The organism is Pseudomonas sp. A125 (assembly GCF_055409485.1).
Map to the genome: position 1 here is coordinate 16,052 of NZ_JBUZVP010000012.1, position 15,729 is coordinate 31,780.

The following is a 15,729-nucleotide window of genomic DNA, read 5'->3' on the forward strand; positions in this document are numbered from 1 at the left end:
TCAGTGTTGTCTGTTATTCGTGTAAGTAACGGACGACACCGCTAGTCAGAGACTTGATCCTTGTCATATTTGTAAGCGTATTCGGGTTTATATTGGCCGCCTTTGCCACGCAATCTTTTACGTGAGGAGGTCAGCAATGAAGATCCTGATAAAAGCGCTAGCAAGATCCGAAGGCAACAAATGGCAGGTGCGCCTGGACCACAATGCCTTTACCTTCCGCAGTGAGGCCGAAGCCCGCGCGTTTGCCGACACCCTGCAAACCCGCATCCAGGCGCCTCACCGCTTCCCCGAAAGCCAGCAGCGTTCTGCTGGCTGACCCTGATCAGTCCGCCGCTTGCAGTGCCCGTTGGCGCTGCAGGCGCCGGGTCAGCGTCGCGACCGTCACCGCCAGCACGCCACACAAGCTGATGACCATTGCCATCGGCATCGCCGTGCCATCATGCAACACGCCGACCAACGACGCCGCGCCCGCCGCAATCCCAAACTGTATGCAACCGAGCAACGCCGACGCACTGCCCGCCCGTGCACCCTGCCCACTCATGGCGCAGGCCGACGTGTTGGGCAAAATGCAGCCCAGGCTGGCGATGCAGATAAACAGCGGCACCAGCAACGGCCACAAAGCGTCAGTGCGCAGCGCAGTAATGGCCAGCAACGCCAGGCCCGCCGCCAGGTAGACCCACACCGTGCGCGACAACAAAAACGCCGGGCCGCGCGAGGCCAGCAAGCGTGCATTGACCTGTGCCACCAGGATAAAGCCGGCGGCGTTGGAGCCAAACACCCAGCCATAGTGCTCGGCAGGCACGCCGTATAGCTTGATAAACACGAACGGCGAGCCCGCGATGTAGGCAAACATGCCGGCAATCGAGATGCCGCCGGTCAGGGCATAGCCCAGGTAAACCCGGTCCGACAACAACCGGCCGTACTGGCGCAATGCACCCGACAGTGGCTGACGCGGTTGATGGGCGGGGAAACTTTCCGGCAGGCCAACCGCCACCGCGATGGCCGCCATCACACTGAAGGCCGTCAGTGCCAGGAATATCGACTGCCAACCCCATATGCCAACCATCACCCCGCCCGCCAGCGGCGCAAGGATCGGCGCCAGCCCGGTGACCAGCATCAGTTGCGAAAACACCTTGGCCGAGCCCACCGCGTCGCACTTATCGCTGACCACCGCCCGGGAGATCACCATGCCCGAGCAACCGCCCAGGGCCTGGACGAAACGTGCGCCGATCAGCCACTCCAGCGAAGGCGCGTACGCGCAGGCGAAGGAAGCGAGGGTAAACAGGGTGACGCCGCTGAGCAGCGGCCCGCGTCGCCCGAAACGGTCGGCCAGCGGCCCATAGATCAACTGGCCGATTGCAAGGCCCGTAAAGTACACGGCCAAGGTCAGCTGAATATGTTTTTCGTCGGTGCCGAATGCCACGGCCATGGCTGGGAAACCCGGCAGGTAGAAATCGATGGCCAACGGCGCGAACGCGCTCAAGGCCCCTAAAATAAGAATTATACGAAGGTTCATCAGGCACCCAGGAGAGTCGGCAGCCCGACAGTTTAGCCGGGCATGGGTGCCTTGAACATTAAGTTAGCTCGCTAACTATTCAAACACTCAGGCGAGCTTGACGCTGTAGCCTTCCTCACTGATCAAGTTGACCACCTGCGCCGGCGACAGCAGGCTGCTTTCCACGCCGACTTCCTTGGCCGCGAGGTCGACGCGCACGCTGGCCGCCGGGTCCATGGCCTGCACCGCCTGGGTCACTGCGCGAACGCAGTGGCCACAGGTCATTCCTTCAACGCTGAATACTTGCATGACATGACTCCTTTGATGAGGTTGCCCGCAGTTTTGACCTTGCCACGATGGCAAGGTCAAGTTCTGAAAACATCGGCCGGGCTGGCATTCATTCGCGGCCTCGGCCAAGCTGCAGCTATCCACGATGTGAACCTCGGAGAATTCGCCATGCGCTGGTCGTTTTTTGGCATTGTCAGCCTGATGGGCTTGTTTGCTGCTGTGCCACCGGCCAGCGCGGACCAAGATTACGCGGTGCTGATCATTTCCCGGGAGCGCCTCGAAGTACCGACCAACTGCGAGATCGGCCTGTACATCCAGGACCAGTTGGCCGGGCGGCTGTTCCAGGAGCAGGCCACCTCGTTTAATTTGCCGGCGGGGAATGTGTCATTGCGCCTGAAGTTATTGCCGGGCCAGTCCCAAGGCTGCTTGCCGGGCATGCTCGCGCCACCGGCGCAAAACATCACCTTGAAGGCCGGTGACGTGCGCAAGTTGCGCATCGCGCAAGGGCCAGACGGGATGTACCTGAAGCCGGCAGCACTGGAGTACTAAGCCCCGAAAACCTGTAGGAGCGAGCTTGCTCGCGAAAAACGTCAACGATAACGCGTTCATCCTGAATAAACGCGGCGCCCTCAAGCTTTTCGCGAGCAAGAACTAGGCGTCCCCCTCGCTCCAACAGTAAAAAGCGCCTTGACCTTCCCCACAGGTCAAGGTTGATCCTAGGGGCAATCTCTCCTGGAGTACTGCCCATGAACGGATCCACCACCTTCGACCTGTCGATCGGCGGCATGACCTGCGCCAGCTGCGCCGGGCGGGTTGAACGGGCACTGGGCAAAGTGCCCGGGGTGCAAAGCGTCAGCGTCAACCTGGCCAACGAACGCGCCCACATTGAAGTGCTCGGCCAAATGGACCCCAGCGTCCTGATCGCCGCCGTCGACAAGGCCGGCTACACCGCCACCCTGCCCCAAAGCGAAACCGCTACCCAAGCCAGCCAGGAACAACGCCTGAGCCATGAACGCTGGTCGCTTTTGCTGGCGATTCTTCTCGCCGTACCGTTGGTGCTGCCAATGCTGGTGCAACCGTTTGGCCTGCACTGGATGCTGCCGGCCTGGGTTCAGTTTGCGCTGGCCACCCCGGTGCAATTCATCTTCGGTGCGCGCTTCTATATCGCCGCCTGGAAAGCCGTGCGCGCCGGGGCCGGGAATATGGACCTGCTGGTAGCCATCGGCACCAGCGCCGGTTACGGCCTGAGTATCTATGAATGGCTTACCGCATCCGCCGGCACCCTGCCGCATCTGTACTTCGAAGCCTCGGCCGTGGTGATCGCCCTGGTGCTGCTGGGCAAATACCTGGAAAGCCGCGCCAAGCGCCAGACCGCCAGCGCCATCCGCGCCCTGGAAGCCTTGCGCCCGGAGCGGGCGATTCAAGTGATCGATGGCCGCGAGCAAGACGTTGCCATCACCGCCCTCAAGCTCAATGACCTGGTGCTGGTCAAACCCGGCGAACGCTTCCCGGTGGACGGTGAAGTGGTGGAGGGCCAAAGCCACGCCGACGAAGCGCTGATCAGCGGTGAAAGCCTGCCGGTGCCCAAACAGCCTGGCGACGCGGTCACCGGCGGCGCCATCAACGGCGAAGGCCGGCTGCTGGTACGCACCCTGGCCCTCGGCGCGGAAAGCGTATTGGCGCGGATCATCCGTTTGGTGGAAGACGCCCAGGCCGCCAAAGCCCCGATCCAGAAACTGGTGGATAAAGTCAGCCAGGTGTTCGTGCCGGTGGTGCTGGTGTTGGCCTTGGCCACGCTGGTGGGCTGGTGGTTGTATGGCGCACCGCTGGAAGTCGCGCTGATCAACGCCGTCACCGTATTGGTGATCGCCTGCCCTTGCGCCCTTGGCCTGGCCACACCCACCGCCATCATGGCCGGCACCGGCGTCGCCGCCCGCCACGGGATTTTGATCAAGGATGCCGAAGCCCTGGAACGCGCCCATGAAGTCAGCGCCGTGGTGTTCGACAAGACCGGCACCCTGACCTCCGGCGCGCCGAAAATCGCACACCTGGCGGCTGTCGATGGCAACGAAGCGGCCCTGCTGCAACAGGCCGGTGCGTTGCAACGCGGCAGTGAACACCCGCTGGCCAAGGCGGTGCTGGATGCCTGCGCCGAGCAAGGCCTGAACGTGGCCGACGTCAGCGCCAGCCAGTCCCTGACCGGGCGCGGCATAGCGGGCACGCTTGACGGTCGGCAACTGGCTTTGGGTAACCGCCGCCTGCTGGAAGAAACCGGCTTGAGCACCGGCGACCTCGCCAACTCGGCCAGCGCCTGGGAAGCCGAAGGCCGCACCTTGTCCTGGCTGATCGAACAAGCCCCGCAACCCCGTGTGCTGGGTTTGTTCGCCTTCGGTGACACACTCAAACCGGGCGCCCTGCAAGCGATACAACAACTCAAGGCCAGGCAAATCAGCAGCCACCTGCTGACCGGCGATAACCGTGGCAGTGCCCGCGTGGTAGCCGAAGCCCTGGGGATCGACGACGTGCACGCCGAGGTGCTGCCCGCCGACAAGGCCGCCACCGTCGCCGAGCTGAAAAAGACCGGCGTGGTGGCGATGGTCGGCGACGGCATCAACGACGCACCGGCCCTGGCGGCAGCCGACATTGGCATCGCCATGGGCGGCGGCACCGACGTGGCGATGCACGCGGCCGGCATCACCCTGATGCGCGGCGACCCGCGGCTAGTGCCCGCAGCCCTGGAAATCAGCCGCAAGACCTACGCTAAAATTCGACAGAACCTGTTCTGGGCCTTTGTGTATAACTTGATCGGGATTCCGCTGGCCGCGTTCGGTCTGCTTAATCCCGTGATGGCCGGCGCAGCCATGGCCCTGTCCAGCGTCAGCGTGGTAAGTAATGCGCTGCTGTTGAAAACCTGGAAGCCCAAGGACCTGGAGGACAAGCGTCCATGAACATCGGCCAAGCAGCACGCCAAAGCGGCCTGAGCGCCAAGATGATTCGTTATTACGAGTCCATCGGCTTGTTGAAAGCGGCTCATCGTACCGACAGCGGCTACCGTATTTATGGCGCCGACGACTTGCACACACTGGCGTTTATCAAGCGTTCGCGGGACTTGGGGTTTTCCCTTGAGGAAGTCGGCAAACTGCTGACCCTCTGGCAGGACCGGGGACGCGCGAGTGCCGACGTCAAGGCGCTGGCCCGCCAGCATATCAATGAGCTGAACCAGAAGATCCGCGAGCTGGGGCAATTGCGCGATACGTTGCAGGACCTGGTGGAACACTGCCAGGGTGACCATCGGCCAGACTGCCCGATTCTCAAGGAGTTGGCTTCGGGCAGTTGTTGCGCCTGACCAGACTTTACTGACTGCACAAAACAAATGTGGGAGCTGGCTTGCCTGCGATGCAGGCACCTCGGTCTGTGAGCCAAACCGAGGTGATGCTATCGCAGGCAAGCCAGCTCCCACATGGACCGGGATCCTTTCCGGTTATTGGATCACTGCATCCAGGGCGGCGGTGGAGGTTCTTCCGATGCCTTGCTCGCAGGTGCATCGTCTGCCGCACGAATCGCCTGGCGACGCTCTTCATCAAGCCGCGCCGCTTCGATTTCGCGGATAACACCGCCCACGTCAGCCAACTCTTCCGGCTCGTCGAACTCGCCAGTCAAGACGCTGGCCGGGTGCAGAGTGCCGGCTTCGTAAAGCGCCCACATCTCCTTGGCGTACTTGGTCTTCTTCAATTCCGGGGCAAAACGCCCGAAATAGGAAGCCATGTTGCCCACATCCCGTTCCAGCATGGTGAACGCGTGGTTGTTGCCCGCGGCATCCACCGCCTGAGGCAGGTCGATGATCACCGGGCCCGTCGGCGTCAGCAGCACGTTGAACTCGGAAAGGTCACCGTGCACCAGGCCGGTACACAACATCAGCACGATCTGGGTAATCAGGAAGGCGTGGTATTCGCGGGCCTGGTCCGGGTCCAGCGTCACGTCGTTGAGACGTGGCGCAGCATCACCGTATTCATCCGCCACCAGTTCCATCAGCAGCACGCCTTCAAGGAAGTCGTACGGCTTGGGCACGCGAACGCCCGCACCGGCCAGGCGAAACAGCGCCGCTACCTCGGCGTTCTGCCAGGCGTCTTCGGTTTCTTTCTTGCCGAACTTGGAGCCCTTGGCCATGGCCCGGGCCTGGCGGCTGTTGCGGACCTTGCGGCCTTCCTGGTATTCGGACGCCTGACGAAAACTTCGTTTATTCGCCTCCTTGTAGACCTTGGCGCAACGTAACTCGTTGCCGCAGCGCACCACGTAAACAGCTGCTTCTTTACCACTCATGAGTGGGCGCAGCACCTCGTCGACCAGACCGTCCTCGATCAGGGGTTCAATGCGTTTAGGAGTCTTCATCAGCTTTTATTGTGGGTCCTTTATTACCAAACACGCGTATGGCACTCGTTATACGGCAATCCTCTCGCCGCGGGGAGAGGGTACCGACCTTTGACCGCTTAAGAATGCATCCAATATGCCAAATTGACCGGCGGCCCGATCATAGCCGAGATCAGCGCTCAATAATCGCGGTGACGCCCTGGCCCCCGGCGGCGCAGATCGAGATCAGGCCCCGGCCCTTGCCCGCCGCATCCAGCAGCTTGGCCAGGTTGGCGACGATACGCCCTCCAGTGGCGGCAAACGGATGGCCGGCCGCCAATGAGCTGCCCTTGACGTTCAGCCGGCTGCGGTCGATGGAGCCCAGCGGCGCGTCCAGCCCCAGGCGGGTCTTGCAGTATTGCGGGTCTTCCCAGGCCTTCAGCGTGCACAACACTTGGGCGGCGAAGGCTTCGTGAATCTCGTAGTAATCGAAGTCCTGCAGCGTCAGGCCATTCCGGGCCAGCAAGCGCGGCACGGCGTACACCGGCGCCATCAACAGACCTTCGGCACCGTTGACGAAATCCACCGCGGCCGCCTCGCCATCGCGCAGGTACGCAAGAATCGGCAAACCGCGCTCTTTGGCCCAGGCTTCACTGCCCAGCAGCACCAACGAGGCGCCATCGGTCAGCGGCGTCGAATTGCCGGCGGTGAGGGTGCCCTTTTCGCTGCGCTCAAAGGCGGGCTTGAGGCTGGCGAGCTTTTCCAGGGTCAGGTCGGGGCGCAGGTTGTTGTCGCGGGTCAGGCCAAGGAAGGGTGTGAGCAAATCGTTATGCCAGCCTTCGGCGTAGGACGCGGCCATTTTCTGGTGGCTTTCCAGCGCCAGTTGATCCTGCTCGGCGCGGGGGATCTGCCAAGTCTGGGCCATCAATTCGCAATGCTGGCCCATGGACAAACCGGTGCGCGGTTCGCCGTTGCGTGGCAGTTCCGGCTTGAGGTGATGGGGACGAAGTTGTAACAAGACTTTTAATTTATCCGCCATGGATTTACTGCGATTGGCTTGCAGGAGGATTTTGCGCAGCCCTTCATTCACCCCGATGGGCGCGTCGGACGTGGTGTCGACGCCACCGGCAATCGCGCATTCGATCTGCCCCAAGGCAATCTTGTTCGCCACCAGCAATGCCGCTTCCAACCCCGTGCCGCAGGCCTGCTGAATGTCGTAGGCGGGGGTTTGCGGCGACAGGCGCGAGCCCAGCACGCACTCGCGGGTCAGGTTGAAGTCCCGGGAGTGCTTGAGCACCGCCCCGGCGGCCACCTCGCCCATGCGCAGGCCGTGCAGGTTGTAGCGTTCGATCAGGCCTTCCAGAGCGGCGGTCAACATCGCCTGGTTACTCGCCGTGGCGTAAGGGCCATTGGAGCGGGCGAAGGGGATGCGGTTACCGCCAATGATCGCTACACGGCGCAATTGAGTCATGGAAAGCTCCCTGAAGGTTGTGGGTGAGTCTGTGAGACTAGCCTAGGCTCAATCGAACGACTTTCACCTAACGATGGTCCACCGTTTGAACCCCAGCACTCGGAGAGCGTTCCATGTCTGACCGTTATATCGACTTCGCCAACTCCAGCCTCGGCCATCGCCTGGTCGCCGCCATTGGCCTGCCGTCACCGGTACGCCTGGAACGCTGGCAGGCCGGGCGCCTGCGTCCCGTGGAGGGCGCGCTGCTGATCGGCGGCGGCCCGCTGGCGACCAATATTCTGGCGTTCGCCAACAGGCTGACCGACGCTATCTATAGCTACGGTACCGAACCGTCGACGGCCACGCCCTGGATTCCCGGCCACGGGCCCAAGCTCAAGGCCGTGGTGTTCGATGCCAGCCAACTGCAGCACACCGATCAACTCAAGCAGCTGCGGGAATTCTTTCAGCCGCTGCTGAAAAATCTCGATCACAGCGCGCACCTGGTGATCCTTGGCCGCGCCCCGGAAAGCCTCAGCGACCCGTTTGCCGCCAGCGCCCAGCGTGCCCTTGAAGGCTTCAGCCGGTCGTTGGCAAAAGAACTGCGCAGCGGCGGCGTCCTGCAATTGCTGTATGTGGGCGAAGGTGCCGACGACCAGTTGGAAGGTGCGTTGCGCTTCTTCCTCTCGCCAAAAAGCGCGTACATCTCAGGGCAGGTGATTCGCCTGAACGCCTGTGCCACCCACGTCGAGGATTGGACCCGCCCTCTCGCCGGGCGCAAGGCGCTGGTGACCGGTGCCGCTCGCGGTATCGGCGCCTCGATCGCAGAAACCCTGGCCCGTGATGGTGCCGAGGTGATTCTGTTGGACGTGCCACCCGCCAAGGCCGACCTCGATGCCCTGGCTGCACGCTTGGGCGCTCGCAGCATTGCCCTGGATATCTGCGCCGAGGACGCCGCCGCCCAGTTGATCGAACACCTGCCGGACGGCATCGACATCGTGGTGCACAACGCCGGCATCACCCGCGACAAGACCCTGGCCAACATGACACCGGAATACTGGGACGCGGTATTGGCCGTCAACCTCAACGCGCCGCAAGTGCTGACCAAGGCCCTACTGGACAGCGGCACCCTGCACGACAATGGCCGCGTGGTGTTGCTGGCGTCCATCAGCGGCATCGCGGGCAACCGCGGGCAAACCAATTACGCCGCGAGCAAGGCCGGGCTGATCGGCCTGGCGCAGGCCTGGGCACCGTTGCTGGGGGAACGCGGGATCAGCATCAATGCGGTGGCCCCAGGCTTTATCGAAACCCAGATGACCGCGCATATTCCGTTCGCCTTGCGTGAGGCCGGCCGCCGCATGAGTTCGCTGGGCCAGGGTGGCCTGCCCCAGGACGTCGCCGAAGCGGTGGCATGGCTCGGCCAGCCGGGCTCGGGCGCCGTCAGCGGCCAAGCGTTACGGGTGTGTGGGCAAAGTCTATTGGGAGCGTAAGCATGCAGTGGCAGACATTAGGCAGCACCCCGTTTCTACCGCCGCTGTATTGGCGTGCGGCGCTCAAGCGCAAGATCACCGGCACCACATTGCCTGAGCACGGGCTGCGCTGCCGGGTCAGCGTCAACCCCAAGGAGGTGGCGGCATATCGCAAGGTCTGCGGGTTTGCCGAAAGCCCGGTGCTGCCGGCAACCTACCCACATATCCTGGCATTCGGCCTGCAGATGCAATTGCTCACCAGCAACGAATTTCCATTCCCGCTGCTGGGCTTGATCCACCTGAGCAACCGCATCCGTATCCTGCGCCCGCTGGGCGGTGTGAGTGACCTGATGGTCGGTGTCTACGCGCAAAACTTGCAGCCACACGCCAAAGGGGCAACTTTCGATATTGTGACCACGGTCGAGGACTCATTGGGGCCGCTGTGGGAAGCCGAAAGCCGAATGCTCTGTCGCGGCGTAAAACTCGAGGGGGTGGCAGTGGATAACACCCTGCAAACCCCTACGGGTGTCAGCGAGTTGGCGCGCTGGAAAGCCCCCGCCGATATTGGTCGCCGCTACGCCCGGGTGTCTGGCGACTACAACCCGATTCATTTGAGCGCGATGACCGCCAAGTTGTTTGGCTTCCCACAGGCCATCGCCCATGGCCTGTGGAACAAGGCGCACACACTGGCCGCGCTGAGTGAACATTTGCCGGCAGCCAACCTCCAGATAGACGTCGAGTTTAAAAAGCCGGTGCGTTTGCCGGGCGAAGTTATCTTATTGGCGAGTGCCGCCGGCCCCCGCGGTGAGTTGCAACTAAAAGGCGCCGCAGACATTGAACATATGACGGGGCGCTGGCAGCCTGCTTACTGATCAATTGTATATATACACCCTAAGTTATAGCGGGCTATTGATAGCCCGCTAAGTTTATCAACACCTTGATTTATAAAGCGTCAACTCTTCCACACCGCCTGCGGATATACCCTTGGTATTAGTCACTAAGCCGGCTAAACCGGCCTGTATATAAATCGTTAATACCAAGTTGAGCGTTGCGCTAAAAGGCACTCGGGTTTGTTATGGCCATAACGGACGAATGTATCGCTGCCCCTAGAAACAGCGAACTTCGATAACAACAAAGGCTGTACCAGGTGCAAGGAACTCAATCATGAAAACTCAAGTCGTGTTGTGGAAAGCAAGTACCGCGCTGGCCCTGATTCTGGCAGTAAGCCTCGGAGGCTGCAGCAGCGGTGGTGGTGGCCATCACACTAGCGTCGCGGCGTCTTCTCCGGATGCCGGCAGCGGCGCGGGTGGTGGTGCTGGCGGTGGTACCGATGGCGGCACTGGTGGAGGTACCGGCGGCGGCACAGGTGGTGGCACTGACGGAGGTACCGGTGGTGGTACAGGTGGTGGTACTGGCGGCGGTACCGGAGGTGGCACAGGTGGTGGTACTGGCGGTGGCACAGGTGGTGGTACCGGAGGCGGCACAGGTGGTGGTACTGGCGGTGGCACAGGTGGTGGTACCGGAGGCGGCACAGGTGGTGGTACTGGCGGTGGCACAGGTGGTGGTACTGGCGGTGGCACAGGTGGCGGCACGGGTTCGCCCACTCCCCTCGTCACCGGTCAGGTAGTGGGCGCCGTGGGCGGTGTAGTCGGCAATGTCGGCACCGCCGTGGGTGACTTGGGCACAACCCTGAACACCGTTCCAATTGTCGGCACTACCGCCGGCGGGCTGGTCACTGCGACGGGCACTGCCGTCACTAGTATTGGCACCGGCTTGACCAACGGCCTGGGTACCCTGGGCACCAACAGCAACGCCTTGGGCACCACCGTTGCCGGTGTAGCCGACGGCGTGGCCGACCTGGGCACCGGCGTATCCAATACCGGCAAGTCCCTGGGCACCACATTGGGCGGCATTCCCGTGGTCGGTGGCTTGACCGGTGGTGTCGGCGGCGCAGCCGGCGGCCTGGTTGATCAGGTTGGCCAGGCGGTCACCATGCTCGGCGACACCTTGAGCACTGCCAGCACTACCGGACCTTTGGGCAGCGCGACCAATACGGTAGGCAAAAGCGTATTGGTGCCAGTGGTTTCCCTGTTGGAAAACACCACCGGCAACCTCGGCAACAAGACAGGCCTGGGCAACCCGGTTGGTGGCGTACTGGATAAAGTCGGTTCCACAGTCACAGGCCTGGGTGGCCAAGTGGCCAGCGCCGGCGGCACAGGCAACCCGCTGGGGGCTGTCGTCGGTGGCGTATTGACCGGCGTCGGCACCACCCTCGACAAGTCGAGCGGCTACGTCAACCCGGCAACCACGACCCCACAATCGGGCCTGCCTGAACTCGTCGGCGGCCTCGTCGCCAACGTCGGTAACGGCCTGAATATCGGCAACACCAATGGCACCGTCAGTGCAGCGGGCATCGCAGGCGGCTCTGTGGGCAACACCGTGGCTTCCCTCGGCACGTTGATTGGCGGCAATGGCGTAGCCAACACCGGCGCCACAGCGCCAGTAGGCACCCTGGCGACCAACGTCGGTGCAGCACTCAACCCCGTCACCACGGGTGTTGCCGGCCTGACGCAAAACATCGGCACCAGCACCGGTATCGGCGGCCCCGTCAACGGTCTGGTGACTCAGGTCGGCGGGGCAGTCAGCAGCATAGGTACCACCCTGACAGCGGCGAATGCCAACCCGATCACCAATGCCCTGGGCGGTACGCTCAATACAGTCGGCGGCACCGTGGGCTCAGTGGGTGGGCTGGTTACCGGCGGTACTGCAACCGGCGGTAGCGGCGGCCTGCTCGGCGGGTTGAATCTGGGTGCCAGCGCATCTGCTGGAGGCACTGCAAACACCAACACCGGTGGCGGCCTGGGAGGCTTGCTCGGCGGGCTGACCGGCAAAAAATAGAATTGCACCTGGCCATTAGACGGCCTCCCCTACAGCGCCTACGCTTGGTTGAGACGAGAGATTCCGATGAGTCTCTCGTCTTTTTATTGGCCCCTGACAGGCCGTCTCGAACCGTGGCCCAAGACCCGGCGGGAACCCGCGAAACGCTGCTGCAGTTTGACCATGGAGTGTCCTATGCGCGCCTCGACGCCGTTGTTTTTGCTAACCCTCATTGCCGCTTGTGTCCAGGCCGAGACCCTGCCCAGCTTCCTCAATAGCAACGACACCATTCGCAACTTGCCGGTGCCCAATCTTCCCGCCGATGCCTACCGCCCGGTCACGCCCCAGACCCAGTTGCCCGAGCCGTCCGCCACCCAGGGCCAGCCGCTGTTGATGGAGACCAAGGTGACCATCCGCAAGCTGCAAATCGACGGCGGCACGATCTACCCACTCAAGGATGCGGCCCAGGTTTTCGAACCGTTGATTGGCCATGAAACCACCGTCGCGCAACTGATCGAAGCCACCCGTGGTATCACACGCCGCTACCAGCAGGACGGCTACTTGTTGTCCTACGCCTACCTGCCCGACCAGCGCTTCGAAAACGGCCTGGTACACGTGATACTCGTGGAAGGCTACATCAAGGATTACAACCTGCAGGGCGACATCGGCTCCGTCTCGGCCTACGTCGACAAACTGGCGGCCAAGCTGCTGGCCGAGCGCCCACTGACCCGCAAGACCTTCGAACGCTACACCACGCTGATGGGGCGCATACCGGGTGTGACGCTGCAGGCGCAAGTACCGCCACCAGGCACCACCGATGGCGGCACGCACATGCAGATTCAGGCCTCGCGCAAACCCTTCACCAGCAGCATGAGCATGACCGATGACAGCCGTGGCGGCCTGCAGGCCCTGATCACCGGCACCAGCAACTCCCAGACCTCCATGGGTGAGCAACTGAGCATCAGCGGCCTGTTCCCGCCGGGCGAAGACAAGGAGCACTACTACCGCCTCGGCTATAGCCAGTTCGTCAATGCCGAGGGCACCCAACTGGTGGTCAACGCCGAGCGCTATCGCGCCGACCCACGCAGCAATATTCAGTTGGACGGCGGCTTCGAACTCAAGCCCCACCAGCAAATTGACCGCTACTCCATTGGCCTCAGCCACCCGCTGATCGCCTCCCCCACCGAGTCGCTGACCCTGGGTACCCGGCTCTATGCCGTGGACCAGACCACCCGCTATCAACTGGTGGGTTTCCCCCAGCGTTTTGACCTGGAAACCAACCTGCGCGCGTTGGCGTTTGAAGGCGACTGGCGCAAGTCCGACACGCGCCAATTGCGCATACTCAGCGCCGGCCTGTACCAAGGCATCGACGGCCTGGGCGCCAAGACCCGCAGCGACCTGGAAGGTATAAAACCGGATATCGACTTCTTCCGCCTGCGCCTTTCGGGCGTGCAGAGCGACAAGTTCTTCGACAACTGGCAAGGCGTGGCATCGGCCGCGTTTTACTGGAGCAACGACACCCTGCCCGACAGCGAACGTGCAACGTTCGGTGGGCAGAATTTCGGACGTGGCTACCCCGATGACCAGGGCTCGGGCGACAAGGGCTGGGGCGTGGCGTATGAGGTCAACTACAGCTTCAACCGCAGTGGCGAATGGGTAAAAATCCTGCAACCGTACGTGGTACTGGAAAAGGCCAAGACCTGGTTCAACGCGTTGCCGGTCAAGGGCAATAACATGTCATCGGCGGCCGTGGGCCTGCGTTTTGGGGATAACAAGTACTACAACATTGCGCTGGAAGCGGCCAAGCCAATGTCGGACATCGCCCTGGACAGCTTCAATCGGCGGCCGCGGTATACGTTGAGTTTCAGCTACCAGCTTTGAACCCTACATCAGCCTGACTTTCGGCACGGGAAACAGGCTATTGAGGGTGTCGATCAAGCGCACCAGATAGATCGGCTTGCGAAACAGGTCCAGCACCTGCAAACGCAACATGTCGCTCACATCATCCATCTCGGCATGGCCAGACATGACGATCACCGGCAAGTGCTGGCGAGCGGTGTGTTCGCGCAGGCGCTTGATCAGGGAAATACCGCTTTCCTCAGGCATGCGCAGGTCGGTGATAACGAGGGCGATATCGGGGTGCAGGGTCAGCTCCTGCAACGCGAAGGTGACCGAGGTGGCGGTGAAACAGACAAAGCCCTCATTCTCCAGCGACTCGGCCAGTTCAATGAGGGCGTCCTCTTCATCGTCCACCAAAAGGATTTGTTGCCGGGGAGACAAAGAGGAGTTCATGGAGAAATGCCCGAGGCGCAATAGATCATTCAGCGGGACCTGCACGTGTTTGCGCGAGTGACACCATCAGGTATGAATGGCCGCCTGGATCGTCGTAAATACGTTTGTCACCGCAGTACGGATGGGGGTAATAAAGGCCGCCAGCGCAACAGCAACCATCGCGGCAACAAGCGCGTATTCAATACCCGACGCGCCCTCTTTGGAGTAGAAAAAAATCTGGACTTTGATGAAACCCATGCGAATAAGATCAAGGAACATAATGACTTCTCCTTTGCGCCTATGGCGCTGGTACTGCGGCATCACAAAATGATTCCGGTGTGCCACTAGAGCATTGTCAACAAACCCCATACCAACAACTGTAAGAACTGATTAATCACAAAGTATTAGTCGGCATGCTGGCGCCAAAAAAGCTGCCTTTTCACAGAATCTGGAGATATTTGTTGCCCAGTAATGGCATTTCGTCCTAGCTGGGCTACCTTCAAATAGCGAAATAGTTAGATGCCTTTAGCGCCCCAAACGCGTACGCATTAGTAGGAAAGAGCAGTGGATGCAGCAGGATAGGGAGAGCCATCATGAACAGTCGCATTAGCTTGATCCTCGCCGGGCTGCTATTGGTAGGTGCATTGATTGCTGGCTACTGGGGCCTGGTGCTTAGTCGCTCTGCTCCTGTCGCCCCCCCTGTAACTCCATCACCCGAGGTTGCGCAACCCGCAGCCGAAGACCAGACACGCCAACCCGTGGTGGTCCTGGCCCATGATGTTGCACCCTTTGTTGCCCTCACCGCCGCCGACCTGACCCTGGAAAGACTGCGCACGGTTCCCGCCGGCAGCTTGACCCGCCTCGACCAGGCCGTGGGCAAGACCCCCTGGCGGCCACTGCCTGCCGGCACATGGCTCACCGAGGAGAGCTTCAACGCCGGCGGTACCCTGGCCCGGATGATCCGCCCCAGCGAGCGCGCCCTGGCCGTCGCCGTGGATGAAGTAATCGGTGCCGGCGGGCAATTGACCCCAGGCGACTACGTAGACGTTCTGCTCTTCCTGCGCCAGGAAGCCAGCAACCCGCAGCAGTCGGCACAAGTGGTGGTGCCTGCCTTGCGCCTGCTGGGCGTCGGCGACCAATTGGGGCTGACCAACGATGGCAACCCCGCCTCTACCCCACCGGCCACCGCAGACGAAAAACTCAAGCAACAGCAAGGTCGTGCCAGCGCACGCACGGTCACCCTGGCCGTCCCCGAGCAGCTGTTGAGCCGGCTGATGCTCGCCACCCAATCGGGTGTATTGCGCCTGGCTGTACGCAGTGCCGACGAACAACTGTTGAGCCAATACTGGGCCGGCGACACGGAATCCGCGATCAACCTGGAAAACACCAAGCGCGATCTCTACCAGTTCAACCAACTGTCCTTCAGCCAGGCCCCCCTCAACAGTTTCGGTCCAACACCTGCCAACGGGGCTCCAAAACGCTCGGGGGTCGAGGTGATACGCGGCAACCAGGTGACTCAACAAACGCCCTGAAAG

Annotated in this window: 15 protein-coding genes; 9 read left to right on the top strand and 6 right to left on the bottom strand. The window is 61.9% G+C overall.

What is annotated here, in order from left to right; genetic code table 11:
- Positions 1 to 136: 136 nt before the first annotated feature.
- On the top strand, positions 137 to 316 hold the full coding sequence (locus ACZRN6_RS17570; protein WP_063033289.1) for a hypothetical protein: 180 nt from the start codon (positions 137 to 139) through the stop codon (positions 314 to 316).
- Positions 317 to 322: 6 nt separating this feature from the next.
- Here the strand turns inward: ACZRN6_RS17570 and ACZRN6_RS17575 are convergent, their stop codons facing one another.
- Both ACZRN6_RS17575 and ACZRN6_RS17580 read right to left on the bottom strand, forming a co-directional pair.
- Entirely contained in the window at positions 323 to 1,516 is a 1,194-nt protein-coding gene (locus tag ACZRN6_RS17575) for a multidrug effflux MFS transporter (RefSeq protein ID WP_464008391.1), read from the bottom strand.
- Between the two features lie 87 nt (positions 1,517 to 1,603).
- Complete coding sequence (locus ACZRN6_RS17580) at positions 1,604 to 1,804, bottom strand: heavy-metal-associated domain-containing protein (protein WP_464008392.1); 201 nt, start codon at positions 1,802 to 1,804, stop codon at positions 1,604 to 1,606.
- A 147-nt stretch (positions 1,805 to 1,951) separates the two neighbouring features.
- On the opposite strand from ACZRN6_RS17580, the gene ACZRN6_RS17585 reads away from it, so the two are divergent.
- The 3 genes from ACZRN6_RS17585 to cueR all read left to right on the top strand — a co-directional run bounded on the left by ACZRN6_RS17585 (position 1,952) and on the right by cueR (position 5,129).
- Positions 1,952 to 2,332, top strand: a complete 381-nt coding sequence (locus ACZRN6_RS17585; RefSeq protein WP_322143094.1) for a hypothetical protein — start codon at positions 1,952 to 1,954, stop codon at positions 2,330 to 2,332.
- Between the two features lie 197 nt (positions 2,333 to 2,529).
- On the top strand, positions 2,530 to 4,731 hold the full coding sequence (locus tag ACZRN6_RS17590) for a heavy metal translocating P-type ATPase (RefSeq protein WP_464008393.1): 2,202 nt from the start codon (positions 2,530 to 2,532) through the stop codon (positions 4,729 to 4,731).
- Positions 4,728 to 5,129, top strand: a complete 402-nt coding sequence (cueR, locus tag ACZRN6_RS17595) for a Cu(I)-responsive transcriptional regulator (RefSeq protein WP_464008394.1) — start codon at positions 4,728 to 4,730, stop codon at positions 5,127 to 5,129. Before ACZRN6_RS17590 ends, cueR begins: the two co-directional genes overlap by 4 nt.
- Before the next feature lie 143 nt (positions 5,130 to 5,272).
- On the opposite strand, the gene ACZRN6_RS17600 is transcribed toward cueR, so the two are convergent.
- Together ACZRN6_RS17600 and ACZRN6_RS17605 are read right to left on the bottom strand one after the other, a co-directional pair.
- Positions 5,273 to 6,172 (bottom strand): PA4780 family RIO1-like protein kinase, encoded by a 900-nt coding sequence (locus ACZRN6_RS17600; RefSeq protein WP_322143092.1) that lies wholly within the window; start codon positions 6,170 to 6,172, stop codon positions 5,273 to 5,275.
- Positions 6,173 to 6,323: 151 nt separating this feature from the next.
- Positions 6,324 to 7,601, bottom strand: a complete 1,278-nt coding sequence (locus ACZRN6_RS17605; RefSeq protein ID WP_464008395.1) for an acetyl-CoA C-acetyltransferase — start codon at positions 7,599 to 7,601, stop codon at positions 6,324 to 6,326.
- Positions 7,602 to 7,714: 113 nt separating this feature from the next.
- Here ACZRN6_RS17605 and ACZRN6_RS17610 point away from each other — a divergent pair, with 113 nt between their 5' ends.
- The 4 genes from ACZRN6_RS17610 (at position 7,715) to ACZRN6_RS17625 (ending at position 13,804) form a co-directional block, all read left to right on the top strand.
- Positions 7,715 to 9,067: a 3-oxoacyl-ACP reductase gene (locus ACZRN6_RS17610; protein ID WP_464008396.1), complete on the top strand. Its 1,353-nt coding sequence runs from the start codon at positions 7,715 to 7,717 to the stop codon at positions 9,065 to 9,067.
- A gap of 2 nt (positions 9,068 to 9,069) precedes the next feature.
- The gene (locus ACZRN6_RS17615) at positions 9,070 to 9,918 is read left to right on the top strand and encodes a MaoC family dehydratase (RefSeq protein WP_464008397.1); all 849 of its coding nucleotides are present in this window, start codon (positions 9,070 to 9,072) and stop codon (positions 9,916 to 9,918) included.
- Between the two features lie 292 nt (positions 9,919 to 10,210).
- Positions 10,211 to 11,944 (top strand): collagen-like triple helix repeat-containing protein, encoded by a 1,734-nt coding sequence (locus ACZRN6_RS17620; protein WP_464008398.1) that lies wholly within the window; start codon positions 10,211 to 10,213, stop codon positions 11,942 to 11,944.
- A gap of 174 nt (positions 11,945 to 12,118) precedes the next feature.
- The gene (locus tag ACZRN6_RS17625; RefSeq protein WP_464008399.1) at positions 12,119 to 13,804 is read left to right on the top strand and encodes a ShlB/FhaC/HecB family hemolysin secretion/activation protein; all 1,686 of its coding nucleotides are present in this window, start codon (positions 12,119 to 12,121) and stop codon (positions 13,802 to 13,804) included.
- A 3-nt stretch (positions 13,805 to 13,807) separates the two neighbouring features.
- Here the strand turns inward: ACZRN6_RS17625 and ACZRN6_RS17630 are convergent, their stop codons facing one another.
- Together ACZRN6_RS17630 and ACZRN6_RS17635 are read right to left on the bottom strand one after the other, a co-directional pair.
- Complete coding sequence (locus ACZRN6_RS17630) at positions 13,808 to 14,215, bottom strand: response regulator (RefSeq protein WP_322143086.1); 408 nt, start codon at positions 14,213 to 14,215, stop codon at positions 13,808 to 13,810.
- Between the two features lie 66 nt (positions 14,216 to 14,281).
- Positions 14,282 to 14,473 (bottom strand): Flp family type IVb pilin, encoded by a 192-nt coding sequence (locus ACZRN6_RS17635; protein ID WP_322143085.1) that lies wholly within the window; start codon positions 14,471 to 14,473, stop codon positions 14,282 to 14,284.
- A gap of 314 nt (positions 14,474 to 14,787) precedes the next feature.
- Between ACZRN6_RS17635 and cpaB the strand changes: the two genes are divergently transcribed.
- A complete protein-coding gene (gene cpaB / locus ACZRN6_RS17640) occupies positions 14,788 to 15,726 on the top strand; it encodes a Flp pilus assembly protein CpaB (RefSeq protein ID WP_322143084.1) in 939 nt (312 codons plus the stop codon).
- Positions 15,727 to 15,729: the final 3 nt, after the last annotated feature.